The organism is Streptomyces sp. NRRL F-6492, from assembly GCF_001280125.1.
In the GTDB taxonomy this organism is placed as follows: Bacteria; Actinomycetota; Actinomycetes; order Streptomycetales; family Streptomycetaceae; genus Streptomyces.
This window is the reverse complement of sequence record NZ_LGEG01000211.1, coordinates 99,779-122,130: the sequence shown is the minus strand read 5'-3', so window position 1 is coordinate 122,130 and position 22,352 is coordinate 99,779. Positions and strand designations below refer to the sequence as shown.

Annotated in this window: 26 protein-coding genes, 1 tRNA gene and 2 pseudogenes; 14 read left to right on the top strand and 15 right to left on the bottom strand. The window is 73.1% G+C overall.

The window, feature by feature from the left end:
- Positions 1–91 precede the first annotated feature (91 nt).
- Positions 92–631: a GlcG/HbpS family heme-binding protein gene (locus ADL08_RS16625; RefSeq protein ID WP_053643590.1), complete on the bottom strand. Its 540-nt coding sequence runs from the start codon at positions 629–631 to the stop codon at positions 92–94.
- A 263-nt stretch (positions 632–894) separates the two neighbouring features.
- Between ADL08_RS16625 and ADL08_RS16620 the strand changes: the two genes are divergently transcribed.
- The 4 genes from ADL08_RS16620 (at position 895) to ADL08_RS16605 (ending at position 4,674) form a co-directional block, all read left to right on the top strand.
- Positions 895–2,058, top strand: coding sequence for a sensor histidine kinase (locus tag ADL08_RS16620; protein ID WP_053643702.1), 1,164 nt, complete (start codon positions 895–897; stop codon positions 2,056–2,058).
- Positions 2,059–2,119: 61 nt separating this feature from the next.
- A complete protein-coding gene (locus tag ADL08_RS16615) occupies positions 2,120–2,743 on the top strand; it encodes a response regulator (RefSeq protein ID WP_053643588.1) in 624 nt (207 codons plus the stop codon).
- Positions 2,744–2,857: 114 nt separating this feature from the next.
- Positions 2,858–4,069 (top strand): FAD-dependent monooxygenase, encoded by a 1,212-nt coding sequence (locus ADL08_RS16610; protein ID WP_053643585.1) that lies wholly within the window; start codon positions 2,858–2,860, stop codon positions 4,067–4,069.
- Between the two features lie 104 nt (positions 4,070–4,173).
- Positions 4,174–4,674 carry a hypothetical protein gene (locus ADL08_RS16605; RefSeq protein WP_053643584.1) on the top strand — a complete coding sequence of 167 codons (501 nt, stop codon included), beginning with the start codon at positions 4,174–4,176 and terminating at the stop codon, positions 4,672–4,674.
- On the opposite strand, the gene ADL08_RS16600 is transcribed toward ADL08_RS16605, so the two are convergent.
- A complete protein-coding gene (locus ADL08_RS16600) occupies positions 4,671–5,360 on the bottom strand; it encodes a pentapeptide repeat-containing protein (protein WP_053643582.1) in 690 nt (229 codons plus the stop codon). The genes ADL08_RS16605 and ADL08_RS16600 overlap by 4 nt on opposite strands.
- A 99-nt stretch (positions 5,361–5,459) precedes the next feature.
- Here ADL08_RS16600 and ADL08_RS16595 point away from each other — a divergent pair, with 99 nt between their 5' ends.
- Entirely contained in the window at positions 5,460–6,623 is a 1,164-nt protein-coding gene (locus ADL08_RS16595; protein WP_053643580.1) for an FAD-dependent oxidoreductase, read from the top strand.
- A gap of 176 nt (positions 6,624–6,799) precedes the next feature.
- Positions 6,800–7,810, top strand: coding sequence for a zinc-binding dehydrogenase (locus ADL08_RS16590; protein WP_053643578.1), 1,011 nt, complete (start codon positions 6,800–6,802; stop codon positions 7,808–7,810).
- An 8-nt stretch (positions 7,811–7,818) separates the two neighbouring features.
- On the opposite strand, the gene ADL08_RS16585 is transcribed toward ADL08_RS16590, so the two are convergent.
- The 3 genes from ADL08_RS16585 to ADL08_RS16575 form a co-directional block, all read right to left on the bottom strand.
- Positions 7,819–8,166 (bottom strand): hypothetical protein, encoded by a 348-nt coding sequence (locus tag ADL08_RS16585; protein WP_053643576.1) that lies wholly within the window; start codon positions 8,164–8,166, stop codon positions 7,819–7,821.
- 9 nt (positions 8,167–8,175) lie between these two features.
- The gene (locus ADL08_RS16580; RefSeq protein WP_053643574.1) at positions 8,176–8,658 is read right to left on the bottom strand and encodes a GNAT family N-acetyltransferase; all 483 of its coding nucleotides are present in this window, start codon (positions 8,656–8,658) and stop codon (positions 8,176–8,178) included.
- Between the two features lie 99 nt (positions 8,659–8,757).
- A complete protein-coding gene (locus ADL08_RS16575) occupies positions 8,758–9,651 on the bottom strand; it encodes an aminoglycoside phosphotransferase family protein (RefSeq protein ID WP_053643572.1) in 894 nt (297 codons plus the stop codon).
- Positions 9,652–9,794: 143 nt separating this feature from the next.
- Here ADL08_RS16575 and ADL08_RS16570 point away from each other — a divergent pair, with 143 nt between their 5' ends.
- Entirely contained in the window at positions 9,795–11,183 is a 1,389-nt protein-coding gene (locus ADL08_RS16570; RefSeq protein WP_053643570.1) for an NAD(P)/FAD-dependent oxidoreductase, read from the top strand.
- Positions 11,184–11,206: 23 nt separating this feature from the next.
- Here the strand turns inward: ADL08_RS16570 and ADL08_RS16565 are convergent, their stop codons facing one another.
- Positions 11,207–13,255: a restriction endonuclease gene (locus ADL08_RS16565; protein ID WP_199837024.1), complete on the bottom strand. Its 2,049-nt coding sequence runs from the start codon at positions 13,253–13,255 to the stop codon at positions 11,207–11,209.
- 193 nt (positions 13,256–13,448) lie between these two features.
- Here ADL08_RS16565 and ADL08_RS37205 point away from each other — a divergent pair, with 193 nt between their 5' ends.
- Positions 13,449–13,568 carry an LPXTG cell wall anchor domain-containing protein gene (locus tag ADL08_RS37205; protein WP_159043004.1) on the top strand — a complete coding sequence of 40 codons (120 nt, stop codon included), beginning with the start codon at positions 13,449–13,451 and terminating at the stop codon, positions 13,566–13,568.
- A 49-nt stretch (positions 13,569–13,617) separates the two neighbouring features.
- Here the strand turns inward: ADL08_RS37205 and ADL08_RS16560 are convergent, their stop codons facing one another.
- The 3 genes from ADL08_RS16560 to ADL08_RS16555 all read right to left on the bottom strand — a co-directional run bounded on the left by ADL08_RS16560 (position 13,618) and on the right by ADL08_RS16555 (position 14,339).
- The gene (locus tag ADL08_RS16560) at positions 13,618–13,860 is read right to left on the bottom strand and encodes a DUF6193 family natural product biosynthesis protein (RefSeq protein ID WP_267889573.1); all 243 of its coding nucleotides are present in this window, start codon (positions 13,858–13,860) and stop codon (positions 13,618–13,620) included.
- A 102-nt stretch (positions 13,861–13,962) separates the two neighbouring features.
- Positions 13,963–14,121, bottom strand: coding sequence for a hypothetical protein (locus ADL08_RS37200; RefSeq protein WP_159043003.1), 159 nt, complete (start codon positions 14,119–14,121; stop codon positions 13,963–13,965).
- A complete protein-coding gene (locus ADL08_RS16555) occupies positions 14,121–14,339 on the bottom strand; it encodes a hypothetical protein (protein WP_053643566.1) in 219 nt (72 codons plus the stop codon). The genes ADL08_RS37200 and ADL08_RS16555 overlap by 1 nt, the downstream gene beginning before the upstream one ends.
- 109 nt (positions 14,340–14,448) lie before the next feature.
- Between ADL08_RS16555 and ADL08_RS16550 the strand changes: the two genes are divergently transcribed.
- Complete coding sequence (locus ADL08_RS16550; RefSeq protein ID WP_053643564.1) at positions 14,449–15,060, top strand: hypothetical protein; 612 nt, start codon at positions 14,449–14,451, stop codon at positions 15,058–15,060.
- A gap of 389 nt (positions 15,061–15,449) precedes the next feature.
- Here ADL08_RS16550 and ADL08_RS16545 read toward each other — a convergent pair.
- Positions 15,450–15,859: pseudogene (locus ADL08_RS16545) on the bottom strand (ArsI/CadI family heavy metal resistance metalloenzyme); the annotation flags it as partial.
- 40 nt (positions 15,860–15,899) lie between these two features.
- Here ADL08_RS16545 and ADL08_RS16540 point away from each other — a divergent pair.
- Genes ADL08_RS16540 through ADL08_RS16525 form a run of 4 tightly spaced genes read left to right on the top strand, consistent with a single transcriptional unit; the run spans position 15,900 to position 17,907 of the window.
- Positions 15,900–16,226 carry an ArsR/SmtB family transcription factor gene (locus ADL08_RS16540; protein ID WP_053643698.1) on the top strand — a complete coding sequence of 109 codons (327 nt, stop codon included), beginning with the start codon at positions 15,900–15,902 and terminating at the stop codon, positions 16,224–16,226.
- Positions 16,223–16,963 carry an aquaporin gene (locus tag ADL08_RS16535; RefSeq protein ID WP_053643561.1) on the top strand — a complete coding sequence of 247 codons (741 nt, stop codon included), beginning with the start codon at positions 16,223–16,225 and terminating at the stop codon, positions 16,961–16,963. The genes ADL08_RS16540 and ADL08_RS16535 overlap by 4 nt, the downstream gene beginning before the upstream one ends.
- Positions 16,964–16,990: 27 nt before the next feature.
- A complete protein-coding gene (locus ADL08_RS16530) occupies positions 16,991–17,410 on the top strand; it encodes an arsenate reductase ArsC (protein WP_053643559.1) in 420 nt (139 codons plus the stop codon).
- A complete protein-coding gene (locus tag ADL08_RS16525; RefSeq protein WP_053643557.1) occupies positions 17,407–17,907 on the top strand; it encodes a GNAT family N-acetyltransferase in 501 nt (166 codons plus the stop codon). The genes ADL08_RS16530 and ADL08_RS16525 overlap by 4 nt, the downstream gene beginning before the upstream one ends.
- A gap of 422 nt (positions 17,908–18,329) precedes the next feature.
- Here the strand turns inward: ADL08_RS16525 and ADL08_RS16520 are convergent, their stop codons facing one another.
- From ADL08_RS16520 to ADL08_RS16505, 5 genes and pseudogenes are all read right to left on the bottom strand, one after another.
- A complete protein-coding gene (locus tag ADL08_RS16520) occupies positions 18,330–18,839 on the bottom strand; it encodes a hypothetical protein (RefSeq protein WP_107091982.1) in 510 nt (169 codons plus the stop codon).
- 31 nt (positions 18,840–18,870) lie between these two features.
- A pseudogene (locus ADL08_RS35630) lies at positions 18,871–18,969 on the bottom strand (GntR family transcriptional regulator); the annotation flags it as partial.
- 123 nt (positions 18,970–19,092) lie between these two features.
- Complete coding sequence (locus tag ADL08_RS37195; RefSeq protein WP_159043002.1) at positions 19,093–19,557, bottom strand: hypothetical protein; 465 nt, start codon at positions 19,555–19,557, stop codon at positions 19,093–19,095.
- Positions 19,558–19,928: 371 nt separating this feature from the next.
- Positions 19,929–20,381, bottom strand: coding sequence for a hypothetical protein (locus ADL08_RS16510; protein WP_053643549.1), 453 nt, complete (start codon positions 20,379–20,381; stop codon positions 19,929–19,931).
- 152 nt (positions 20,382–20,533) lie between these two features.
- Positions 20,534–20,603, bottom strand: a tRNA-OTHER gene (locus ADL08_RS16505).
- A gap of 162 nt (positions 20,604–20,765) precedes the next feature.
- On the opposite strand from ADL08_RS16505, the gene ADL08_RS16500 reads away from it, so the two are divergent.
- A complete protein-coding gene (locus ADL08_RS16500; protein ID WP_053643696.1) occupies positions 20,766–21,239 on the top strand; it encodes a hypothetical protein in 474 nt (157 codons plus the stop codon).
- Positions 21,240–22,352: the final 1,113 nt, after the last annotated feature.

Genomic DNA, 22,352 nt, shown 5'->3' with positions numbered 1-22,352 from the left:
GGCCGTGGCGCCCGGCCCGGGGGCCCGGACGCGCGGGGACGGCCGTGGCGCCCGGCGGGGGTCCGGGCGCCACGGCCGTTCGAGGGGGCCGTCAGCGGCCGAGGGAGGCGACGCCGGCCTGGGCGAACTTCTCGTCGAGGTCCCCGGAGGGGGCGCCGGCGACGCCGATGCCGGCGACGGGCGCGCCCTTGGCGGTGACGGGGGCGCCGCCGGCCAGGAAGAGGGTGTTCGGGATGTCCTTGAGGGTGGGCGCGTTGGTCAGGCGCTTGGCCAGCTCGGAGGTCGGGGCGTTCCAGGACACGGCGGTGTACGCCTTCTTCACGGCCGACTCGTAGGACTGCGGGCCCGCGCCGTCGCCGCGCAGGGTGACGATCGTGTTGCCGTTGCGGTCGACGACCGCGACCGAGACGCGCTGGTTCTCCTTCTCGGCGGCCTTCAGGGTCGCCTGCGCGGCCTTCGTCGCCGCCTCGACCGTCAGGTGCGTCGACTGCTGGAGGTTGCCGTTCGAGGCGTCGGCGCGGACGGCGGCGGGGGCGGCGGCGGCCGGGGCCGAGGCGTTCGCGGAGACGACGCCGAAGGTGCCGGCGGCGATGACGGCGGCGGCGGTGGCACCGAAGAGGATCTTCTTCATGGAGGACTCCGTGGGATTCCGTGGGATGGGGGGCGTGGGGCCGAGCGATCCGTTCGTCCGTCTCGCTCCGCCCTCCATCCTGTGGCCGCTCCCGGGGCCTCCCGGTCCACGGTCCGGCTGCCCTCCGGGAGCGCACCGGTGGACGGCCGGGTCAGCCGATCGGCTGATGCCGGACCGGTCCCGTCGGGCCAGGATGAAGAGGTGTGCGCAGGTCGGGCCGCCGAGCGGCGGCGGACGAGGAGGGCGAGGACGTGGAGGAGGACATGGAGGAGGGCACGGAGCGGGACCCGGACGCCCGCCGGCTGGCGCGGATCATGCACACCGCGTTCTTCCTCCTGCTCGGCGCCTCGCTCGCCCGCTTCCTGCTGCGGCACGACTGGGAGGCCCGCAGCCCCTGGATCGTCGCCCTCACCGGGGCGCTCGCCTCCCTCTACCTCCTCGGCCCCGTCCTCGGCACCCGCGCCACCCCGCGCCGGATCGCCTGGCTGGGCACGGTCGTCGCCGTCTGGGTGCTCCTCGTCGTCCTCGCGCCCAGCTTCGCCTGGTGCGCGGTGCCGCTCTTCTACACGGGCCTGCGCACCCTCCCGCCGCGCGCCGCGCTCGGCCTGGTCGCCCTGCTCACCGCCTTCGTGGTCTTCGCGCAGGTCCGGCTCGCGCACGGCGGCTGGGACCCGAACCTGATCGTCGCCCCGCCGGCCGTCGCCGCCCTGGCCACCGGGGTGTTCGTGTACTCCGACCGGCAGGCGGCGCGCCAGCGGGCCCTGATCGACGACCTGATCCGCACCCGGCGCGAACTCGCCGCGATCGAGCGCCGCGAGGGGACGCTGGCCGAGCGGCAGCGGCTCTCCATGGAGATCCACGACACCCTGGCGCAGGGCCTGTCCAGCCAGCAGATGCTGCTCCAGGCGGCGGACCGCACCTGGGACGGCGACCCGGAGACCGCCCGCCGGCACGTCCGTACCGCCGAGTCCATCGCCGAGCGCAACCTCGCGGAGGCCCGCCGCTTCGTCCACGACCTCGCACCGGCCGACCTGGCCGGGGGCGGCGGCCTGGAGGAGGCGCTGCGGGGCGTGGCCGCCCGCGAGTCGGCGGCGTTCCGGGTCGACGGGACGCCGGTGCCGCTGCCCGACCGGGCCCAGTCGGCGCTGCTGCGGATCGCGCAGGGCGCCCTGGCCAACATCCGCGAGCACGCGGGCGCGGACTCGGCCGCCGTGACCCTGACGTACCTCGACGACCAGGTGGTCCTGGACGTCGCCGACGACGGGCGCGGCTTCGACCCGGCGGACCGGCCGGGCGGGGTGCGCGGCCACGGGCTGCCCGCGATGCGGGTGCGGGCGGAGCAGCTCGGTGGCACCCTGACCGTCGAGTCCGCCCCGGGCGAGGGCACGGTGCTCTCCGCCGTGCTCCCGCTCTCCCCGGACGCGTGACGTCCCGGGAACCCGTGACGTCCCCGCTCCCGTTCGCCCCGCCGCCCTCCCTGGAGTCGTGATGTCCTCCGTACGGATCCTGCTCTGCGACGACCACGTGGTGGTCCGCGCCGGGCTGCTCGCCCTCCTCGGCAGCACCCCCGACATCGACGTCGTGGGCGAGGCGGGCAGCGGCGAGGAGGCGGTCGCCCTGGCGGCGAAGCTGAAGCCGGACGTCGTCCTCATGGACCTCCAGCTGGGGGCCGGGATCGACGGCGTGGAGGCGACCCGCCGGATCGCGCCGACCGGCGTCCACGTCCTCGTCCTCACCACGTACGACACGGACGCCGACATCACCCGGGCGATCGGGGCGGGCGCCACCGGCTACCTCCTGAAGGCCGAGCGGCCGGAGGAGCTGTTCGCGGCCATCCACGCGGCCGCGCAGGGCCGCACGGCCCTCTCGCCGCCGGTCGCCACCCGGGTCATGGACCGGATGCGGGGCGCGGCGGGCCCGAGCCTCACCGACCGGGAGCGGGACATCCTCGGGCAGCTGGGGCGCGGCCTCGGCAACCGGGAGATCGCGCGGGCCCTGTTCATCAGCGAGGCGACGGTGAAGACCCACCTGGGCCGGATCTACGCCAAGCTCGGCGTGGACACGCGGGCGGGCGCGGTGGCGGTGGCGAAGGAGCGGCGGCTGCTGCCGTGACGACTTCCCTTCCGTGCGCCTTCGCACCGTTTGAGCCTCCACACCCCCTTCCACTGCTACCGTGCGTCACCTCCCCAACCCAAGGCGTCACGCCTCAGTCCCAGTGGAGCGCACGTGAAGCTCGCGATCGTCGGCGGCGGTCCCGCCGGCCTCTACCTCTCGGTCCTGCTGAAGCGGCGGGACCCGTCGCACGACGTCACGGTGTACGAGCGGAACCCGGAGGGTTCCACGTACGGCTGGGGCGTCACGTACTGGGCCGGGCTCCTCGACAAGCTGCGCGCGGGCGACCCGGAGTCCGCGCGGGCCGTCGCGGACGCCTCCGTGACCTGGACCGACGGGGTCGCGATCGTCCGCGACGAGCGGACCGTCCACCGGGGCGACGCGGGCTTCGGCATCGGGCGCCGGCGGATGCTGGCGCTGCTCGCGGACCGCGCCCGCGAGCTGGGCGTGCGGATCGAGTTCGAGCACGGCGTGAGCGGCCCGGACGCGCCCGAACTGGCGGACGCGGACCTGGTCGTCGCCGCCGACGGGGTGAACAGCGCGCTCCGCGAGGCGTACGCGGACCACTTCGGCAGCGAGGTGGCGAGCGGCCGCAACCGGTACGTCTGGCTCGGCACGACCAAGGTCTTCGACTCGTTCAGCTTCGCCTTCAAGGAGACGGAGCACGGCTGGATCTGGTGCTACGCGTACGGCTTCAGCGGCGAGCGCTCCACCTGCGTCGTCGAGTGCTCCCCGGAGACCTGGACCGGCCTGGGCCTGGACGCGCTCGGCGAGGCCGACGGCCTGCGCCTCCTGGAGAAGCTCTTCCACGACCTGCTCGACGGGCACGAGCTGATCGGCCGGGACCGGGCCGAGGAGCCGGCCCGGTGGCTCACCTTCCGCACCCTCACCAACCGCGTCTGGCACCGGGGCAACCTGGTCCTCCTCGGGGACGCCGCCCACACCACGCACTACTCGATCGGCGCGGGCACCACCCTGGCCCTGGAGGACGCGCTCGCCCTCGCGGACGCCCTGGGCGCCCCCGGCCGGGACCTGGACACGGCCCTGACGCTGTACGGGAAGCGGCGCCGCGCCGAACTCGTCTCGGCCCGGAGCGCCGCCCGCTACAGCGCCCGCTGGTACGAGAACCTGCCCCGTTACATGCACCTGGAGCCGGCCCGCATGTTCGCCCTCCTCGGCCAGCGCCACTCCCCCCTCCTCCCGCACGTCCCGCCCCAGCTCTACTACCGCCTCGACCGCGCCGCCGGCAGCCTGGAACCCCTCCGCCGCCTCAAGCGCTGGCTGGGACCCCGGGTGGCGAGGGCGGTGCACGGCCGGAGCGGCTGATCCCCGCGTACTGGCCGGAGCCGGAGCCGTACGGGCCTGGGCCCGGAGCCGTACGGGCCTGGGCCCGGAGCCGTACGGGCCTGGGCCGTGACACCATCGACCCCGTGCTCGACATCGGCTACTCCCTCTCGCGTCGCTTCCCCGACCCCCCGCAGACCGACTACCGCCGCGCGGACGTCCACGCGCTGCGGCACGACCTGTTCTGCGGGGACGTGTACCTCGCGGACACCGAGGCGGACCGGGAGGTGTCCACGGCCTGGGGATGGGTGCCGGTGCTCGACTTCGCGTGGGCGCTCTGCGACATCGTGGAGCGGCTCGACCGGGACCCGCGCGGGAGCCGGGCCGCGCAGCCGCAGTACGCGGAGCTCGACTTCACCGAGTCCACGGACCGGATGCTGTTCGAGCGCCGCTTCGGCTGGGTGGACGTCGAGGCCGACTGGATGCCGGGCGACGAGCCGCCGGTGACCTTCAACCACGCCGAACTGCGCCGCGAGGCCCGCGACTTCCTGCACGACCTGATCGCGGACCTCACCGACATGCACGAGGGCCTCGCCGACAACCCGGCCGTCTGGTCGCTCCAGGCCCGCTTCCCCCGGCTGCCCTAGCCCTCTTCCACCCGCACCCCCAGCTGCGCCGCGAGCACCGGCGCCAGGTCGAAGAGCTGGGCCGTCGAGATCACGGCCCCCGCCAGGGACTCCACGCCGCGCGCGATCTCCAGGCGGCGGGCCCCCCTCAGGTCCGCGTCCCGCAGCCGCGCGCCCGAGAAGTCGGCCCCGGTCAGGACGCAGTCCACGAACTCGACCCGTTCGAGGACCGCGCCCCCGAAGTCCGGCTCGCCGAGCACGCACCCCTCGAAGACGACGTCCCTCAGCTTCGCGGACCGCAGGTTCAGGTAGTCGATCTTCCCGCCCCGCACCACGACCCGCTCCAGGACGGCCCCGTGCAGCTGCGTCCCGCCGAGCCGCGCCTCCACGACCTCCACGTCCCGCAGCTGCGCCCCCGCCAGGTCCGTCCCCACGCCCCGCACCCCGCTCAGCACCGAGTCCAGGAACCGCGCGTTCGTCAGCCGCGCCCCGTCGAGGCCGCACTCCCGCAGCGCGCAGTCCAGGAACCGGGCCCCCTCCCCCGGCTGCCCGGACAGGTCGAGCCCGGACAGCTCCAGGCCGTCGTAGTCCCCGTCCGCCTCCAGACCGCCCCCGTACGGCTCCAGGGGAGGCAGCCGCACCTCCGGCCGCCGCGCCCCCGGCACCTTCCTCTTCCGCGCCGTCGTCCCCGCACCGTGGTTCGCCATCCCCCCATGGTGATGTACGACACTGACAACGCCCCCCGTGTCACGCACACGGGCCCGCGCCCCGTCCCGGTACGGAACCCGAGAACGAGGGAGACCGACATGCGGAAGCTCACGATCGTCGGCGGCGGCTTCGCCGGACTGACAGCGGCCCTCACCGCCGCCGAGGCCGGCACCGCCGTGACCCTGTACGAGGCCCACGAGGACCTCGGCGGCCGGGCGCGCACCGCCGGGGGCCCGTACCGCACGAACGACGGCCCGCACGCCCTCTACAGCGGCGGCCCGCACTGGACCTGGCTGAAGCAGCGCGCGCTCCTCGGCCCGCTCGCGCCGCTGCCGCCCGCCGAGGTCCTCCGGCTGCGCTTCCACCGCGACGGCGCCCTCCGCCGCGTCCCGCCGCCCGGCCTGCTCCGCCTGTCCCTCCGCGCCGCCCGGCAGGCCCCCGTCGACGTCGACTTCCGCACCTGGGCCACCGGGCTCGCGGGCGCGCGGACCGCCCGCGCCGCCGCCGCGTACAGCGGGGTCGCGCTCTTCCACCACGACCCCGGCGCGCTCTCCGCCCGCTTCGTGCAGGAACGGCTGCGCCGGGCCACCGCCCTGCCGCCCGAGGCGCACTACGTCCGGGGCGGCTGGGGCGAGCTGATCGGACGGATGGCGGACCGGGCGCGGGAGCTCGGCGTACGGATCGAGACCTCGTCCCGGGTCGACGCGCTGCCGGCCGGCGGGGGCCCGGTGATCGTCGCCACCGCCCTGCCCGCCGCCGCCCGGCTCCTCGACGACCCGTCGCTGACCTGGGAGAGCGGCCGCACGGTCCTGGTCGACCTGGCGCTGCGGGCCCGGAAGGGGGACCCGTTCGTCGTCTCCGACCTGGACGCGCCCGGCTGGATCGAGCGGTTCACCGGGCCGGACCCCTCGCTGGCCCCGGCCGGGCAGCAGCTCCTCCAGGCCCAGCTGCCCGTCGGCCCGGACGCGTCGAAGGCGGACGGGATCGCCCACGCGGAACGGCTCCTCGACCTCGGCTTCCCCGGCTGGCGCGAGCGGACGGTGTGGCGGCGCGAGTCGCTGTCCCGGGGGCGTACGGGGGCGGTGGACCGCCCCGGCGCCACCTGGCGCGACCGGCCGGCCGTCGACCGGGGCGACGGGGTGTACCTGGTGGGCGACCAGGTCGCGGCGCCGGGCGTCCTCTCGGAGGTGTCGTTCACGAGCGCGGTCGAGGCGGTGTCGCTGGCGCTGCGCGCGGAACGGCTCGCGTACGGGACGCGCTGATCCCTCGCGGGCCTTGACCTCAAGCGCGCTCGAGGTCGGAGGCTTTCCCCGTCACGACACCTTCGTGATCCGTACGACGACATTCGTGATCCGCACGACACCTTCGTGATCCGCACGACGACATTCGTGATCCGCACGACGACATTCGTGATCCGTACGACGACAGGGGAACCGCCATGCACGCCGTCCACCTCCACGCCTTCGGGCCCGCCGAGAACCTCACGTACGAGGAGGTCCCCGACCCCGTCCCGGGCCCCGGCCAGGTCCGCGTCCGGGTCGCGGCGGCCGGGGTCCACCTCCTCGACACGGCGCTCCGGCAGGGCGCTACGGGCCCCTTCCCGGCCCCCGCCGAGCTGCCCACGGTCCCCGGCCGCGAGGTCGCCGGCACGGTCGACGCCCTCGGGGAGGGCACCGACCCGTCCTGGCTCGGCGAGCGGGTCGTCGCCCACCTCGGCATGGTCCCCGGGGGGTACGCGGAACTCGCCGTCACCGACGCCTCCCGGCTGCACGCCCTGCCCGACCACCTCGGCGAGGCGGAGGCCGTCGCCATGATCGGCACCGGCCGCACGACCCTGGGCATCCTCCGGTTCACGGAACTCGGACCCGAGTCGATCGCGATCGTCCCGGCGGCGGCGGGCGGCATCGGCACCCTGCTCGTCCAGTACGCCAAGAACGCCGGCGCCACCGTCGTCGGCCTCGCGGGCGGGCCCGCGAAGACCGCCCTGGTCCGGGAGAACGGCGCCGACCTGGCCGTCGACTACCTGGAGCACGACTGGCCGGAGCGGGTCCGCGCGTACCTGGACGGGCCCCTCGGCGGACGTACGGCCACGGTCGTCTTCGACTCGGTCGGCGGCGACACCGGCCGGGCCGCCGTGGACCTCCTCGGCAAGGGCGGGCAGCACGTCGTCTTCGGCTGGTCCGGGGCCGGCCTCCACGACGGCGAACCGCTCACCTTCACGCCGGAGGAGCTGGCGGAGCGCGGCATCACCTCGGAGTCCGTCCTCGGCCCGGTGATGATCCGGAAGGCGGGCGGCGACGTCCGCAACCTCGAACTCGCCGCCCTCGCGGAGGCGGCCGCCGGCACCCTCCGCCCGGCGGTCCACCGCTTCCCGCTCGCGGAGGCGGCGCAGGCCCACCGCGCCCTGGAGAACCGGGGCACGACGGGCAAGGTGGTCCTGGTGCCCTAGGCCGTGTGTCAGACGGCCCCGACGACGTCCCAGGAGTGCGCCTTGAACTCCTTCAGGAAGTCGGGGTGGTCCTCCCACATCCGGGCGACGGACCGCAGCACGTCCCAGTTGTGTTCGAGGGCCTGGTCCACGACCTGCCGCAGCTCCGGCGCCGTCGCCCGCTTCTCCACGAGGCCGGAGACGGCCGACGCGGCCTGCACGGTGTAGCGGGCGGCCCGCAGCGCCCGGGAGGTGTCGTCCATGCCGAAGCCGTGGTCGCTGCCGTTCACGGGGTCGAAGAGCGGGGTCAGCCGGTCCTCGATGAAACCGGTGATCCGCCGGAACCGCTGCTCGATGTCGTTGTCGTCGTTGTCCATGCCCCTTTCCTACACTCCCGCCGCACCGCCGAGCTCCGCCAGGGCCCCGTCCGTCAGCCGGTAGACCGTCCACTCGTCCTGCGGGCGGGCGCCCAGGGACTCGTAGAAGTCGATCGAGGGCTTGTTCCAGTTCAGGACGGACCACTCCAGGCGCTCGTAGCCGCGCTCGACGCAGATCCGGGCCAGCTCGCGCAGCAGGGCCTTGCCGTGGCCGCCGCCGCGTGCCTCCGGGCGGACGTACAGGTCCTCCAGGTAGATGCCGTGGACGCCGCGCCAGGTCGAGAAGTTGAGGAACCAGAGCGCGAAGCCCACCGGCTCGCCGGCCGCGTCCTCCGCGACGAGCGCGAAGGCGGCGGGCCGCTCGCCGAAGAGGGCCTCGTGAAGCTGCCCGGGGGTCGTACGGACCTCGTCGAGGGCCTTCTCGTACTCCGCGAGGTCGCGGACCATGGCGTGGACGACGGGGACGTCGGCGGGGGTGGCGTGACGGATCATGGGGCCAGGGTGCCCCGCGAGGGGCGTCCGTGACCAGCGGGTTCCACGTCCTGGAACGGTCGGCGGGGGTCGGGCGCGCTGACGTCGGGCCCACCGGTGTCAGGCCCGCCGCTCCCGCAGGATCCGCGCGACCGCGACCTGCTCGGCGTCCAGGGACGGTTCGCCGTCCTCCACGTCCCACAGCCCGTTCTGGAGCACCCGTCCCAGCGTCCACGCCACCGCGCGCCGCCGGTCCCCGACGACCTCGGCGAGCAGGTCGAACCGCCACAGCACCTCGTCCGGGTCCGGGTCGAAGCGGTCCACGAGCGCCGGGAGGAGGTCGAAGCCGGGATCGCCCGCGAGCGGCTTGGGGTCGATCGACAGCCAGGGCTCCCGCCGGGCGGCCAGGACGTTCCCGAGGTGCAGGTCCCAGTGGAGCAGCCGGTCGCCCGGTTCGCCCGCCACCTCCCGTACCGCCGCCGCGCAGTCCCGCAGGACCGCCGCGTCCTCCGGGCCGAGCCGGGCGGCGGCCCCGGGCACCTCCGCGAGCATCCCGGCCGCGACGTCGCCGAGCGTCCGCAGGCCGGGCGGCGCGGGGACGGCCGTGAGCCGGGCGAGGAGGCCCGCGACGGTCCGCATCGCCTCCCGGGTGTCCGCGAGGGACGACAGCGGCCGGGCCCCGTCGAGGCGCTCCAGGAGCATGGTGCCGGTCGCGGGGTCGTGGTCGAGGAGCCGTACGGCACCCGCCCCGTCCCAGGCGCGCAGCCCGACCGGCTCGCCCCCGGTCTCCTCGTCGAGGATCTGCATCTTGAGGGCGGCGGGCACGCCGTCCGCGCGCCGCTCCACCGGAAGGACCAGCGAGGCCGTCCCGTACATCGAGGGCCCGGTGACCCGCAGCCCCCACCGGTCGAGGAACTCCCCGGCCGTACGCGGCAGTCCGGCGACGAACGCCCGCCCCGCCGCACCGTTGTACTTCGCCTGCGACCGCGCGAGTTCCTCCGGTACGTGGATCATGCCGCCGAGCCTAGACGGCGTACACGGTGCCGGGCCCGGCGCGGAATCCCTCGCCACGTCAGCCGTATCCACGGGCCGGAGGGCCGGGGTAACGTCCCGCCCACGCATTCCGCGTCCAGGGGTACACAGTTGCAGGGGTGGACATGAGCACGGTCAACGGCGGCATCTCGTTCTGGTACGCCCAGGAGGGCGCCCCCGCCCCCCGCGAGCCGCTCCCCGGCGACACCGCCGCCGACGTCTGCATCGTGGGCGGCGGCTACACCGGCCTGTGGACCGCCTACTACCTGAAGAAGGCCGTGCCCTTCCTCAACATCACCGTCCTGGAGGCGAAGTTCTGCGGGTACGGCGCCTCCGGGCGCAACGGCGGCTGGCTCTACAACGGCATCGCCGGCCGCGACCGCTACGCGAAGCTCCACGGCCACGAGGCGGCCGTCCGCCTCCAGCAGGCCATGAACGCGACCGTCGCCGAGGTCGTCGACGTCTGCGAGCGGGAGAGGATCGACGCCGACGTGCACCGCGGCGGCGTCCTCGAAGTCGCCCTCTCCCCCGCCCAGCTCACCCGCCTCCGGGACTTCCACGCGGTGGAGACCGCCTTCGGCGAGACCGACCGCGTGCTGCACGGGGCCCGCGAGACCGCCGCGCGCGTCCGCGTGACCGGCGCCGTCGGCTCCTCCTGGACCCCGCACGGCGCCCGCCTCCACCCGGTGAAGCTGGTGAAGGGGCTCGCGGCGGCGGTCGAGGCGCTCGGGGTCACGATCCACGAGTCGACGCCGGTCACGGAGATCAGGCCGAAGCACGCGGTCACCCCGTACGGCACGGTCCGCGCCCCGTACGTGCTGCGCTGCACCGAGGGCTTCACCGCCTCCCTCGCCGGCCAGCGCCGCGCCTGGCTCCCCATGAACTCCTCGATGATCGCCACCGAGCCGCTCACCGACGCGCAGTGGGAGACCGTCGGCTGGGAGGGCCGCGAGACCCTCGGCGACATGGCGCACGCGTACATGTACGCCCAGCGCACCGCCGACGGCCGCATCGCGCTCGGCGGCCGGGGCGTCCCGTACCGCTTCGGCTCGAAGACCGACAACGACGGCCGCACCCAGCCGCGGACGATCGAGGCCCTGCGCGAGATCCTGGTCCGCCTCTTCCCGCAGCTGGCGGGGGTACGGGTGGAACACGCCTGGTCCGGCGTGCTCGGCGTCCCGCGCGACTGGTGCGCGACGGTCACCCTCGACCGCTCCACGGGCCTGGGCTGGGCGGGCGGCTACGTCGGCTCGGGCGTCGCCACCGCCAACCTCGCCGCCCGCACCCTGCGCGACCTGATCCAGCAGGACTCCGGCCAGTCGGGCCCGACCGACCTCACGACCCTCCCCTGGGTCGACCACAAGGTCCGCAAGTGGGAACCGGAGCCGCTGCGCTGGCTCGGCGTCCAGACCATGTACGCGGCGTTCCGCGGCGCGGACCGGCGCGAGTCCCTGGGGCTGTCGGCCCGGACGGACCGGGTGGCGGTCCTTGCGAACAGGCTGAGCGGGAGGTAGGCGGGCGACGGGCGGGACGGGTCTCAGCTCGCCTCGATGCCGAAGTCCCCGACCAGCTCCCCGAGCCCGCCGGCGTACCCCTTCCCCCCGATCACGAAGTCCCAGTCGCCCCCGGCGCGCCGGCGGAACGACCCGAGGACGAGGGCGGTCTCGCCGCCCCGCCCGTCGGACACGTCGAGCCGGTCGAGTTCACCACCGGATCCGTCCCTGAGCCGTATCCCGGCCTCCGTGAAGCCGCGGAGGTCGGCGTCCGGATTGACCTCGGGGTCGACGGCGGCGACGAGGACGAGCCGGTCGGCCCGGGCGGGAAGGGCGTCGAACCCGACGCGCACGGCGGCGCGGTCGCCGGGGGCGGCGGGCACCATGGCGACGGAACCGTCGGGCGTGGAGGGGTTGTTGTAGAAGACGAACCACTCGTCCCCGAGGACCCGGCCGCCTTCGCAGACGAGCGCGCAGACGTCGAGGGCGACGGAGCCCCGCCACACCATCCCGAGCAGGTTGTGGTCGTCGGAGGGGACGGCCGGGCCCTCCGGGGCGGGCCGGACCTCCGTCTCAGGGGCGCCGCCCAGCCTCCCCCGCAGCCCGTGCTGCCGCAGCAGGTCGACGAGCTCGGTCCCGGAGATCAGCGTCAGCGACTTGCCGTTGGCGAAGGTGTAGGAGCCGGGCCCGAACTTCGACGTGGTGACGAGGACGCCCTTGTTGGCGCCGGCGCCCTGCACGGTCCCGAAGAGGTCGCGCACGGCGGACGGCGGCACGGTGTTCCGGTAGCGCTTGACCTGGACGACGATCGAGCCGCCGCTGATGGGGTCGGGATCGAGGGCGTCGACGTCGACGCCGCCGTCGTTGGAGCGGCGGGTGGTGACGGCCTGGAGGCCACGGGCCCGGAAGAGCTCGGCGACGAGCCCCTCGAAGGCGACGGGGTCCATGGAGAGGAGGTCGGGCTCCTCCCCGTCCCCCTGCACGACGACGTCGCCCCCGACCTGGTCGGGCGTCCTCAGGGGCGCGACGGCGACCCGCTCCTCCGGCTTCCCGGAGAGCCGCCCGGCGAGCGCGCCGGTCAGGCAGTCCACGGCGGCGACGAGCTCCAGGTTGAGCCGGTCGAAGTCCTGCCGACCGACGACGACGGAGGCCACGCACACCCGGGAGGCGAGCCCGGTGGCCGGGTCGACCCCGCCCACGTACCCGTTGAGGGCGACGGACTCCAGGGCCCCGAACCGGTCGGCGGCGAACAGCTCCCGCACGGCGAGCAGCACGCTCTGGGCGAGCACGCTCCGGTAGAGGGCCCGCCGCTGCGTGACGGGCCGCGCGACCTCCTTCTCCTGGTCGGTACTGGGCAGGTACTTGACGCCCTTGGTCTCGGGAACGACCTCGTACCCGGGCAGGTCCCAGTCGAGGACGAACCCGCGCCCGCCCCGGTCGTACGCGGCGGACACCTCGCGCGGAAACCCGTCGGGCCAGCCGGTGGAGGAGAAGAGCACGGCGGAGAAGTAGTCGACGACGGTCTCGGCGTCACCGCCGGCCAGGGCCTCGCCGGTCCCGGCGACCCCCCTGTTGTACTCGCGGATCTCGGTGATCCGGGCGGCGGCCCAGGCGTCGTACTCCCTCCGGTACGCGGCGAGCGACTCCAGGCGCCGCGCCTCGGCGGCCTGCGCCGCGTACCAGTCCCGCTCGAACCGCGCCCGTCCGTCGCGCCCGGAGTAGTGCCGCTGGTCGGGCATGGGCACGGGCTGCGCGAGGGCGCCGGGCGCGAACGGCTCGACGTCCTCGGCCCGCCGCAGCGACTCCACCCGGAAGGCGGGCGCGCGGCACCCGGCGGCGAGCAGCCCTTCGAGCGCGGCGACGCGCTCGTCGATCTCGCGGGTCTTCCGCAGCGCGTCGGCGTCCCGGTGCCGCCGATAGGCGGCCCGCTGCTCCCGCTGCATCCGGGACACGTCCCGCTCGTACGCCCGCTGCTGCCGCTCGGTCTCCCGCTGCTGCCGCAACAGGGCCTGCTGCTGACCCTCCCGCTGCCGCTGCGCCATCCTCTGCTGTTCGGCCCAGATCCCGATCAGCCCCCCGGAACGCCGCCCCATGCGCGCACCCCTCCCCGAAAACACCCCGTGTGACGTGAACACCCCCGCAACGTCAGATTGTCCCGGACGGCGGAGCGCTTGCACACAGAAACTCCACACTCGTTCGGGAGGACCGGCCGCCCTCCGGACGCGGGCCGCGCATCTTCCCCCCGGCGACGGGCACGCGAGGAGGACTCTCGTCCAAGGAGGCCCGATGCCCGTGCACGTCCCCCTCTCCTACAAGGGGCTCGACTCGATGCCGCCGTGGTTCGTCGTCCTGGTCGCGGTGCTGGCCACGATCGGAATCGTCCTGGCCTACCGGCGGAGACGCTGACCCTGCCGCCGCCCGGTGGAGGCCGGTGGGCGAACGCGGCCCACGGCCTTCAGAGCAGAGGGACGGCGTCGTCGGGAAGGCCGTCCAGGAGCATCGCGACGGCCTCCGCGGCCCCGTCCGCCTCCCGCGACGTGCGGTCGGGGAACCGCACCCGGTAGCGGCCGTCCCGGAGCGGCCCGACCGCCGGCAGGTCGCGGCAGATCGGTGGTGCGGCCCGGCGGCTGAAGGTGAGCCGGTGCATGGCCTGCCCCGGCGACAAGGCCCGGAGGCGCGGCTCGACGAGCTCCCCCAGGGCGGTGCCCCCCCCCGCTGCGTACGGCGGTTTCGCGCAGTCGGCGCCACCGCACCGGCACGGCCTCGCCGCGTTCGTGGGCCCCGGCCGGCTCCACGGTCCTCAGGAAGGGCCACCGCTCCACGAGATCGCGTACCCGGGGGGCCGCAGCCAGGAGTCGAGCGCCCCGGCGGCCCCGGCCAGGTCGCCGGTCCCGCCGGTGGCCGCCCCGACCCCGTCGGCCCGGCAGTCCACGAGGAACCGGCGCTCCTCCTTCGCCATCAGGACCCGCGCCCCCCGACGGCCGCCCGCGCCGCCACGTGACGCCAGCCGGGCGCGGACGTCGGCTCGACCGCGAACCCGTACCCCGCGCGGCCGACCGCCTCCCGCAGGGCGTCCCGCAGCGAACCCGCCCGCACCACCTCGGGATGGGGCGTCGCGTACGGACGCATCGGACGCGCCGCGTCACCCGGCACCGCACCGGAAAGCTGTTCGGCCATGCGACCGAGTCCGCCAGGCCTCCGCACCACGAAGCCGTGAACGCCCCGGTCGGAGAAGACGCGCCCAACTCAGGTGACGGATCGACCCGGTCGGTACTAGCGTGCCGCTGTGATCACCAGTGAAGGAGCCCGCCTCGGCGCGGAGGCCGCGCGGCACTTGGCACGGACGGGGCTCTACGCGTTCGAACCCGGCCTGACGGATGCCGAGTTCTCGCGCATCGAGCACGACTACGGCTTCGAGTTCGCGGACGACCACCGCGCGTTCCTCGCGGCCGGCCTCCCCGTCAACGTCCCTCCGGAGGAGGGCCAGGCCTGGCCCAAGCCCTGGCCCGAGTGGCGCGGCGACCCGGACGACCTGCGCGAGCAGCTCGAATGGCCGGTCGAGGGCGTGCTCCACGACGTCGAGCGCAACGCGTTCTGGCACGAGACCTGGGGCGAACGCCCGACCGACCCCACGGCCGCCCTCACCACGGCGAGCCGCAACCTCGCGGACGTCCCGCGGCTCGTCCCCGTCTACGCCCACCGCTACCTCCCCGCCGGCCGGGGAACCTCCGGCCACCCGGTGCTCTCGGTCTGGCAGACGGACATGATCTATTACGGCCTGAACCTCGTCGACTACGTGCACCGGGAGTTCGACGAACGCCGGGAAGACGCGGACGACACCACGGACGACACCTGGGACCCGAAGGCGACCGTCCCCTTCTGGCGGGACTTCCTCTGACCGCCACGCCCGCTCCGGGGCGCCTACGGTTCGCTACGGCTCCGCCCCGACCTGCCAGGCCCTACGGACACCAAAAACTGCCGCTACGGCGAAGGGGACGCCCGGGAAGGGGTCTCCTACAACTGGCAGCGCCCACAGCCGGCCCACGAACGACACGGCCCTCACGCCGAAGGCCGACATCAGGGAGACGCCCCGCACCGACCTTTCGCGCCCGAGAGCCCTCCTGCCGGTCTCGAACAGATGGCCCCGCTCTATCAGAGCGGGAGGGTGATCACCGACCTGACCTGCACAGTTGTTGATCTGGCTGGTCCACCGAGCGGGCTCCGCGGGCGTCCTCGTTCCCCGTGAGTCCCCGCGGGATCCGGCACGGATGTGGCACGACCCAGGGTTCAGACGCCACACGCGCAGCCGGCCGCCGCCCTTGCCCGCTCCGGCATCCGGGCCGAGTCGAGGACCTGCTCCCCGGGGGTACAGCATGCCGTGGTGCCGCAGCAGGCGCCGGGAGCGGCCTCGGTGTCCTTGGTCAGGGTGTCGGCATCGGCCTTGACCACGTAAACCTCCCAGGGCTCCTTGCCCGGGCCGGTGACCCAGACCTTGTCCTGGAGGGCGTAGCAGCACGACGTGTCGTTCTCCTGGAAGGTGGCCAGCCCGGCGTTCTTGAGGCGGGTGGTGGCCGCGGCGACCTGTTCGGCGCTCTCGACCTCCACGCCGAGGTGGTCGAGCCGGGTGTCCTCGTCGGCCTCCCCTCGATGAGGACGAGCTTCAGGGACGGCTCGGCCACGGCGAAGTCGGCGTTGCCGGTGATCGGGCAGGACGACCAGACGGCGTGCTGCTCGCCGATGGTCCGTGAGCCGCTGGGCGAAGAAGCCGCTGTCGACCTGGCCAAGACGTTCAAGGCCCTGTCGGACCCGATCCGGCTGCGCCTGCTCTCGCTGATCGCCTCGCACGAGGGCGGCGAGGCCTGCGTGTGTGACCTGACCGGCCCGTTCGACGTGTCCCAGCCGACGATCTCCCACCACCTGAAGGTGCTGTGGGAAGCGGGTCCGGTGGGCTCCGAACGGCGGGGCACCTGGGTCTACTACTGGGTGCTGCCCGCCGCCCTCGCCCGGCTCTCCTCCCTCCTCCAGACCCTGGCCGAAGCCGTACCGGCCGGAGTGGTCGGATGACGCCCTCCCTGGGGCGTCGCGCCCTGGCCGAGCTGATCGGCACCGCCGCCCTCGTCGCGATCGTGGTCGGCTCCGGCATCCAGGCCACCGAACTGACCGACGACGTGGCCCTCCGACTGCTCGCCAACTCGCTGGCCACGGTCTTCGGCCTCGGCACGCTCATCGCCCTGCTCGGCCCGGTCTCCGGAGCCCACTTCAACCCGGCGGTGACCCTGGCCGTGTGGTGGACCGGACGCCGCGACGGGGACGGCTTGGAACCGCGGGCCGCGGCGGCGTACGTGCCCGCGCAGATCGCCGGCGGAACCGGCGGTGCGGTACTGGCGAACGCGATGTTCGCCGAACCTCTCGCTCGGCTCTCCGCACACGACCGGTCGGCCGGTCACCTCTGGCTCGGCGAGATCGTCGCCACCACCGGCCTGGTCCTCCTGGTCCTCGGCCTGGGACGCACGGCCCAACAGCGGCTCGGCCCGGTCCTCGTGGCGTCGTACATCGGCACGGCCTACTGGTTCACCTCGTCCACCAGCTTCGCCAACCCGGCCGTGAAGATCGCGCGGACCTTCTCCGACACCTTCGCGGGCATCGCCCCGGGCTCCGTGTCGCCGTTCATCGCCGCCCAGCTCATCGGCGCCGGTTTCGGCGTCGCCCTGGCGGTCGCCCTCTTAGGCCGCTCCGCGACCGCCCCCGCAACGGCGCCCACCGCGACCGGTGAGCCCGAACTCACCACCGCCGACCGCTGAATCACCCTCGACACAGAAAGTCCGGCCGTGTCCACGTCCACGATTCCATCCGTACTGTTCATCTGCGTCCACAACGCGGGCCGCTCCCAGATGGCCGCCGCCTTCCTCGCCCACCTGGGCGGCGATCGGGTGGAGGTCCGGTCAGCCGGTTCCGCCCCTGCCGGGACGGTCAACCAGGCCGTTGTCGCGGTCATGGCGGAAGTCGGCATCGACATCTCCGCCAAGACGCCCGAGGTGCTCACCACCGAAGCCGTACGGGCCTCCGACGTGGTCGTCACCATGGGCTGCGGCGACGCCTGCCCGTACTTCCCCGGCAAGCGCCACCTCGACTGGAAGCTCGACGACCCCGCCGGCCGGGGCGTGGACGCCGTCCGCCCGATCCGCGACGCCATCGAGCGGCGCATCCGCGGCCTGCTGGCCGAACTCGGCATCGAGCCGCGCCCATGAGCACCAGCGCGCACATCGCCGGCATGCGGCCCGAACACGCCGAACAGATCCTGAAGACCTATCAGTTCGGGATCGACACCGGGCACGCCACCTTCGAGACCGGTGCACCCACCTGGGCGGAGTTCGACGCCTCTCGCCTGCCAGAGCACCGCTTCGTTGCCCTCGACCACGCGGACGACGTCGTCGGCCGGACCGCCGTGTCACCCGTCTCGGATCGCTGCGCATACGCGGGCGTCGTGGAACACTCCGTCTACGTCCACCCCGACGCGCGCGGTCAGGGCATCGGCCTCGCCCTGCCGAGGGCCCTGCTGGCCTCGACCGACGCGGCAGGCATCTGGACCGTCCAATCCGGCGTCTTCCCGGAGAACACCACCAGTCTGGCCCTCCACCACCGGGCCGGATTCCGCACGGTCGGAACGCGCGAGCGCCTCGGACGCCTCCACGGAACCTGGCGGGACGTGGTCCTGATCGAACGCCGAAGCCCGGCCGTGAGCTAGTACGCCCACATCAGCCACCACTCGCCTCGGCTCCCGTCCCGGAGCATGAGCGTCCCCGCCGGAGGCGTCGTCCTGAGCCGCACGCGTATGCCGCCTCGGCCACCCTGGATGAGGGAGAGGGACTCGTGACAGTTCCCGCCGCCTCCAGGCTCCCCGCAGCAGACTCACTCGCCCCCACCCCCTGGACCGCACCCCTGCACCCGCGCACGACGAGCGACGCCCGTGATCATGCGAAAGGGCCAGCACTGGGGAATCGTGCCCCTGAGCCGGCCCTTTGCCCGGAGCCCTCCTGTCGGGTTCGAACCGACGACCCCCGCTTTACAGGTTCGATCGGGCGGTCCTGAGCAAGGGGCGGGTGCTACTGACGGCTGCTGCGACTGACCGGGCGCGACCGTCGCCGTCATTGACGTCAGCCGTGGATGTCAGGAATCAGGTGTGCTCTGGCATCGCCCGCACTCGTCGTCTCGCCGGTGGAGCCGTCGAAGGTCTTGCAGCGCGGCAACGGGAAACGGGTGCCGCACCCACTTCTCCTGGTACCCGGTCTCACCATGCTCCCGCAGCACGACCTCGACCGCTTCCACCACCGCGTGACACAGCACGCTGCGGGGCTGGGTGGAGCTCCAGAGAAGGACGCCGCCCGTCTCGTCGAGCGAGCCCCAGCTCGTCGCCCCGTCCGGGAACTCGAAGACGTCGACGGCCACATCCACCCCCTGGCGCCGAAGCAGCCACCTCGTCTCCATGGGTTCGCGGTCGAACGAAAAGCGTTCACCGGACGAGTCCCCGTAGAGTCCAGTCATGGCGTACAGCAGGTCGGCCAGGGCGTCCGTGCAATAGCCGATATGGGTCTCATGCTCCGAAACGCCGTCGTCGATCCGGTACGTGACGCCCCCGACGCCGACCAGTTCCCAGGTGAACTGGAGATCACCCGCCACCTTCATCCCTCCCGAGTCGATCGCGGCCCCGTCATCGGTTGATGGGGATCTCGTAGACGATCTCGCACAGTGCGGTGGGTACGACAATGTCTGCCGTCTCGACGGGTCGCCCTTGGTCGCTGGAGCAGGTCGCTGGAGGAGATCCAGCTGACCGTGGAGGGGCTCGACGGCATCGACCTCAAGCCCGAGGAGATCGCCCACGTCCTGCGGGGCGCCATCGGCAGACGATGGGGGCTCGCCCTGTGCCTGGAGATCAAGCGCAACGCTCAACGGCACCGGGTTGCAGTCTCAGCTCCTGGACCTGGTAGCAGTCCGAGTAGACGGTGGCGACGACCGCGCCGCAGGCGCACACCAGGTTGGGTCCCCACTCGCCGTCCATCCCGCAGCAGTGGCCGCGCCGCATCGCGATGTCGGGATGCTCCTCCAGGCCTAGGCCGTCGCCCGGGTTGAGCACGATGGTGCCGCTGGGGCCGGACTCGACCAGGAAGCCGGACGACGCGTCCAGTACGTAGGGCGGCCCGGACGGATCGGGATCAACGGCGAATCCGCCCGGGGGCATTCGCACGATGGGATCGCCGCAATGCCCGCTTTCGTCTGGATCGGTGGCCTCCGGCCGATACCACCCTTCATCCGAACCATGGCTCGGCAAGGGCTGCTCGACAACCGTCGGAGTCACCGCACGGCGACAGCCACGGCACCGGAAGAACGTCATCGCCACACCTCACTTCTCGTCCGCCCTCAGTGGCCACAGGGTCCGTGAGCGGCCGGCCGGGGCCCTTGCTCCGGGATGGCGCGACTCGGCACGCCCAGATCGGAAGACGTGATCGACACCCTCGGACTCCGTCGGATCGAGCCAGACGTCCCGCTGCCACGGCGGGTCGGCCAGAGCCAGAACCGCGGACGACCGGAGGACCCGTACGCGACGGGAGCGGCCCGCCTTCCGGCACGCAGGGACAGCGCGAACCGGATCATACGGAAGGGCAGGCCCGGGTGGATCACGCCCCCGTCCCGACCCTTCGCCGGCGCCCCGGCGGAGCCGGGTGCCTTGACCGCGGTCTGGCCTGCCCCCCCTCTCGGCATGGGGTCAGGTCAGTGGAACCACACGACGAGACGCACGTTCTCCGCGCCGTGGACTTCACTGAGGGTGCGCATGACGCTCCAGACCCGGCCCCAGTCGGTGTCGGTCCCCGCGACTGACGCATGGCTTCGTGTGCCGGAGGCGTCCGTCTCCCGCCAGTCAGCGGCGTACAGCTCGGCCCAGGTCACCCATGTCGCCCCGTGCACGTCTGGGGGGCCGCCGTAGCCGGCGAACTCACGCCGCAGCCCTTCCGACGCGTCGTCCGGGAAACCGCGGCCCTCAGCGAGCGGGCGGAAACCGAAGGAGTTGCGGATTCCGAAGAGGCACGCCAGGCCGTCGTAGGCATTGCTCCTGTTCAACAGGAAGAGGTCGATGCCCGCTTCCCAGACCGTGTCCTCGTCGTCCGGACCCCACAGCCGGGCCCCCGGACGGCACTCGATCATTTCACTGACGTCGGTCGACATGCCGTGATCCTGCCTGCCGGGCCCGGGAGCGAGCATCCGCATTTCGCACCGCGCACTCGCGGCCGCCCTCGGCCGACCGCAGCCGTTGATGTCACCCGTGGATGCCGAAGACCCCCGACCATGATCGGTCGGGGGTCTTCGACGTTCCTACCTGGAGCCCCCTGTCGGGTTCGAACCGACGACCCCCGCTTTACGAGTTCGATCCGGGCCCGCTGCGGCGGCTTTCGGCGATTGGCGTGACGGCCGGGCAGAGGTACTGGTGTACGCACCCGTCCGGCGTCGTTGATGCCAGCCGCTGATGTCAGCCCCCGCACGCGGTCTATGCAGGGCGGCGACGCCGTTGAGCGATTGGGGCTGTCCCCGGCATGGCGGAGGATGGTGCTCATGTGCGCTCTCTTCGACCCCCCTGAGCCTCGCCGCGTCTCGCCGGGCGAGTACCCCGTGTGGGACCAGGCTCTCGCCCTTCTGAACCGGGACCTGGCGGTGACGCTTCCCCAGCTGGAACCCCTGCGGCTGCTGGCGCTTCCGTCCTACGATGCGGATGAGCCGGAGAACGTCTACGTCGCCATGGCCAACGGCGAGTGGCACGGCAACCACTTGGACCCGGACTCACAGGACAGCCTTGCCCCCGCGCTGGCGAGCGTCGCCGATGCCGCGCAGGAGACCGTCATGGAGCTTCTGTGGCAGGCGTGGCCCCTGTGCCCCGAGCATGGCCTGGGCATGCATCCAAGGGAGGACACGGAAGAGCGACTGTCCTGGTGGTGCGCGGGAGAACGGTCACGTCGCGGCCCGGCTCATATCCACGCGGCCGTGGGCGCACTCGACGCTTTGGGAACGTCCATCCGTACACGGTCTTGATGAGGTAGAGAAACTTGTAGCAGTTCCCGCCGCCCCCGGGCTCCCCGCAGCGGGCTCACGCGGTCCCACCCCCTGGACCACACCTCTCCGCCCGCGCACAACGAGCAACACCCGCGATCAGCACATCGCGGGGAAGCTCGGCGAGATGATCCGCCAAGCCCGCAAGGACGGACCTCCCGGCACGTAGGTGACACGGCCGCGATCATGCGAAAGGGCCAGCACCGGGGAATCATGCCCCGCGCCGGCCCTTCACCCACAGAGCCCCCTGTCGGGTTCGAACCGACGACCCCCGTTTTACAAGTTCGATCGGGTGACACTGGGCGGGGAAGGATGGTTGCTGATAGCTGCTGTGGCCGACCGGGTGCGACTGCTGTTGTCCACCGTCGTTGATGTCAGAAGCTGTTGTCTTTCCGATCTTGAAGTGTGGCAGTCGAACGAAGGTCTCATTCAGGCGCGCGTTGCCGAGTACGGGACGGGCCATGCCGACGGCTCAGCGTGCGGTGTGCCTGGAACGGAGCTCGTCAGTGTCGACCGTTGTCAGCGCTACGCTCAGCGGCACGCCGGTGCCGGCCGCGGCGGCCAGCCGCTCGCGTACCTCGCGCGGTGTTCGAGGCCGCCAGCCGGGCCCATCACAGCAGCCAGAGTGGAACGTGACACCCGCGTTCAGTAGGGCAGTCAACGTCCGCCACCCAGCGGTGTCCCTCCGCTTCGGCACAGCGAGGTCCTGGCCCGCGTCGATCAACTCTCCACCACAGCGCGGGCATCGGCTTGCCCACGTGCCGCGCTTCTTGAACGAAGAACGGCAGGGCAAGCACACGTAATGCCGGTTCGGAGTCCCTCCACGAAAGCACATCCCACCAGTATGGCAAGGCCACTTTGCCCATCCCAGCGATTTGGAAGCGAGGCGACTGTCGTCGTTCCGACCTCGAGGGGTGTCGGTCAATCGGGTGACTGCGGCGGCTGCCGTGCATGAGAACAGGGCCTCTAGGTAGCTGGAAGGGTGTCTACGCCAACGAGCTGTCCAGAATGCCCTGTTGCCGCATTTTTGCGCTGTCGACGAGTCGGAGTCCAGCTCGGCCACCCTCGCGTGTGACTGCCTGGCTCATCGGTTCG

Bases quoted from the DNA above. Each gene is read 5' to 3' on its own strand.
- ADL08_RS16625 (WP_053643590.1), bottom strand. From the start codon at position 631: ATGAAGAAGATCCTCTTCGGTGCCACCGCCGCCGCCGTCATCGCCGCC.
- ADL08_RS16620 (WP_053643702.1), top strand. From the start codon at position 895: ATGGAGGAGGGCACGGAGCGGGACCCGGACGCCCGCCGGCTGGCGCGG.
- ADL08_RS16615 (WP_053643588.1), top strand. From the start codon at position 2,120: ATGTCCTCCGTACGGATCCTGCTCTGCGACGACCACGTGGTGGTCCGC.
- ADL08_RS16600 (WP_053643582.1), bottom strand. From the start codon at position 5,360: ATGGCGAACCACGGTGCGGGGACGACGGCGCGGAAGAGGAAGGTGCCG.
- ADL08_RS16595 (WP_053643580.1), top strand. From the start codon at position 5,460: ATGCGGAAGCTCACGATCGTCGGCGGCGGCTTCGCCGGACTGACAGCG.
- ADL08_RS16590 (WP_053643578.1), top strand. From the start codon at position 6,800: ATGCACGCCGTCCACCTCCACGCCTTCGGGCCCGCCGAGAACCTCACG.
- ADL08_RS16585 (WP_053643576.1), bottom strand. From the start codon at position 8,166: ATGGACAACGACGACAACGACATCGAGCAGCGGTTCCGGCGGATCACC.
- ADL08_RS16580 (WP_053643574.1), bottom strand. From the start codon at position 8,658: ATGATCCGTCACGCCACCCCCGCCGACGTCCCCGTCGTCCACGCCATG.
- ADL08_RS16575 (WP_053643572.1), bottom strand. From the start codon at position 9,651: ATGATCCACGTACCGGAGGAACTCGCGCGGTCGCAGGCGAAGTACAAC.
- ADL08_RS16570 (WP_053643570.1), top strand. From the start codon at position 9,795: ATGAGCACGGTCAACGGCGGCATCTCGTTCTGGTACGCCCAGGAGGGC.
- ADL08_RS16565 (WP_199837024.1), bottom strand. From the start codon at position 13,255: ATGGGGCGGCGTTCCGGGGGGCTGATCGGGATCTGGGCCGAACAGCAG.
- ADL08_RS37205 (WP_159043004.1), top strand. From the start codon at position 13,449: ATGCCCGTGCACGTCCCCCTCTCCTACAAGGGGCTCGACTCGATGCCG.
- ADL08_RS37200 (WP_159043003.1), bottom strand. From the start codon at position 14,121: ATGGCGAAGGAGGAGCGCCGGTTCCTCGTGGACTGCCGGGCCGACGGG.
- ADL08_RS16555 (WP_053643566.1), bottom strand. From the start codon at position 14,339: ATGGCCGAACAGCTTTCCGGTGCGGTGCCGGGTGACGCGGCGCGTCCG.
- ADL08_RS16540 (WP_053643698.1), top strand. From the start codon at position 15,900: ATGGTCCGTGAGCCGCTGGGCGAAGAAGCCGCTGTCGACCTGGCCAAG.
- ADL08_RS16535 (WP_053643561.1), top strand. From the start codon at position 16,223: ATGACGCCCTCCCTGGGGCGTCGCGCCCTGGCCGAGCTGATCGGCACC.
- ADL08_RS16525 (WP_053643557.1), top strand. From the start codon at position 17,407: ATGAGCACCAGCGCGCACATCGCCGGCATGCGGCCCGAACACGCCGAA.
- ADL08_RS16510 (WP_053643549.1), bottom strand. From the start codon at position 20,381: ATGTCGACCGACGTCAGTGAAATGATCGAGTGCCGTCCGGGGGCCCGG.
- ADL08_RS16500 (WP_053643696.1), top strand. From the start codon at position 20,766: ATGTGCGCTCTCTTCGACCCCCCTGAGCCTCGCCGCGTCTCGCCGGGC.